Raw genomic sequence first — 2,360 nt, forward strand, 5'->3', positions numbered from 1 at the left:
TCGGCCCGCTGGGGTTGCCGTCGCATGTAGAGAACTGGGGCACGGCCTGTGTAATCGGCGGCGGAATTGGCATCGCGCCGATCTATCCCATCGCCCAAGCCTACAAAGAAGCGGGCAACAAGCTGCACACCATTATCGGTGCCCGGAACAAGAAACTGCTCTTCTACGAACATGAGCACGCCGCTGTTGCCGACAAGCTGCACGTCTGTACCGATGATGGTTCTTACGGCCATCACGGGTTTGTCTCTGCTGTTTTGAAGGGGCTGCTCGATGGGGGCGAGAAGACTGATATGGTGATGGCGATCGGCCCGGTCCCGATGATGCGGGTGGTCGCCAACCTAACCAAAGAGTATGATGTCCCCACCTGGGTTTCGTTGAATCCACTGATGGTCGATGGCACCGGTATGTGCGGGGGATGCCGGGTCAAGATCGGCGACGAGACCAAGTTTGCCTGTGTGGACGGTCCCGATTTCGATGGCCACCAGGTTGACTTCGCACTTCTGTCGTCCCGACTTGCAGCCTACAAAGAACAGGAGCGGGCGGCTATGAAGCGGCTGCTCGAGGATCCTGATTGCCGCCTCACTAAGGCCGTTAAGGCCTTTGAATACCCCGATTAGTCCAAGTAATGATGACACTGCCGCATTCGTCGCAACACCGTTCGGCGCCGACACCCGGAGTTTGACATGGCCGAGAAGTTACCGATAAAAGAGCGCATGAAAATCCCCCGCGTGGTCATGCCGGAGCAAAAGCCGGAGGATCGGCGCCACAACTTTCAGGAAGTGCCCTTTGGCCTGAGCGAGGATCTGGCCCTTGTCGAGGCGTCGCGCTGTCTCGATTGCCCGAAACAGCCGTGCGTTGCCGGCTGCCCGGTCGAGGTTGATATCCCCGGGTTCATCAATCTGATACTCGAAAAGGACTATGCGGGTGCAGCTCGCAGAATCAAGGAGACCAACTCGCTGCCGGCGATCTGCGGACGGGTTTGCCCCCAGGAAGAGCAGTGCGAGATTGTCTGTGTCACCGGCAAGAAACACAAACCGGTAGCGATTGGTTATCTCGAACGGTTTGTGGCTGACTATGAGCGGGAGCACAACCTGGTAACCCTTCCCCAGATCGCCCCGCCTACCGGACGCAGGGTAGCCATCGTAGGTTCCGGTCCGGCTGGTCTCACAGTCGCGGGGGATCTAATCAAGCTCGGCCACCAGGTGACCATTTTCGAGGCCCTCCACAAGCCGGGCGGGGTGCTGGTCTACGGCATTCCCGAATTCCGACTGCCCAAGGCCATCGTGCAGGCCGAATGCGACGTGCTGGCCCAGATGGGCGTCGAATTCCGGAATTCGACTGTCATCGGCAAGATGGACACGCTGGACGAATTGTTCGAGCAGGGGTACGACGCTATCTTTGTCGGCACCGGCGCCGGGCTGCCCAATTTCATGGGAATCGAGGGCGAGAACCTGATTGGGATCTACTCGGCAAATGAATACCTCACACGTTCGAATCTGATGCGTGCCTACGACGCAGAGGGTGCCGATACGCCGATAATCCGCGGACGATGCGTTGCCGTGCTCGGTGGTGGAAACACCGCCATGGATGCGGTGCGCACTGCGCTTCGGCTCGGTGCGGAGCGAGCCTACATCGTCTATCGCCGTTCCGAAAAAGAGATGCCTGCCCGTATCGAGGAAATCCATCACGCCAAGGACGAAGAGGTGGAATTCCACCTGCTGACCGCCCCGATCAGATTCATCGGCGACGACAAAGGCAAAGTCAGGGCGATGGAGTGCATCCAAATGGAGTTGGGCGAGCCTGATGCGTCCGGCCGCCGCCGCCCGGTTCCAAAAGAGGGCTCCAATTACATCATGGAAGTCGACCTGGTGGTGGTGGCGATTGGTAACTCATCCAACCCGCTCATTCAGGCGACTACGCCGGGCCTAAAGACTAACAAGTGGGGGAACATCACGGTGAACGAAGAAACGATGGAAACGTCGCGCAAGGGTGTCTACGCGGGGGGCGACATCGTAACGGGCGGCGCTACCGTCATTCTCGCGGCCGGGGCAGGGAAGAAGGCGGCGCGGGCGATTCACAAGTACTTGATCGAAGAAGTCAGAAAGTAGGTCGGGACCTCCGCGGTCTTGACAACGCCCGGTGTCTGCGACGAAGCGGCGAATGCGGGCCTGCTGCGGCCGGCCGGGCGCGTTCGGGCATGCGACGAGGGGCAGACGAGGAGAGGCTGTCTCAAAAGACGCCATTACTGTTGCGTCAGTTCTTGCCCCTTTTGCCTTGACCGTTGAATGAGGCAAAAGGGGTGTGAACTGACGCGCTTAACCCGCTACAAATCAACGGGGTCAGGTCACACTTCGGGCCCG

At 59.3% G+C, this 2,360-nt stretch carries 2 protein-coding genes; both read left to right on the top strand.

Translation table 11 applies throughout. From position 1 onward, the window contains the following. Positions 1-617: sulfide/dihydroorotate dehydrogenase-like FAD/NAD-binding protein (locus AB1772_13350; protein MEW5797325.1), on the top strand; the 617-nt coding region annotated here is incomplete at its 5' end. Positions 618-683: 66 nt separating this feature from the next. Beyond that, entirely contained in the window at positions 684-2,108 is a 1,425-nt protein-coding gene (gene gltA, locus AB1772_13355) for an NADPH-dependent glutamate synthase (GenBank protein MEW5797326.1), read from the top strand. The last annotated feature ends 252 nt before the right edge of the window (positions 2,109-2,360 follow it).

The organism is Candidatus Zixiibacteriota bacterium, assembly GCA_040752815.1.
Classification (GTDB): Bacteria; Zixibacteria; MSB-5A5; order GN15; family FEB-12; genus JAGGTI01.

Bases quoted from the DNA above. Each gene is read 5' to 3' on its own strand.
- gltA (MEW5797326.1), top strand. From the start codon at position 684: ATGGCCGAGAAGTTACCGATAAAAGAGCGCATGAAAATCCCCCGCGTG.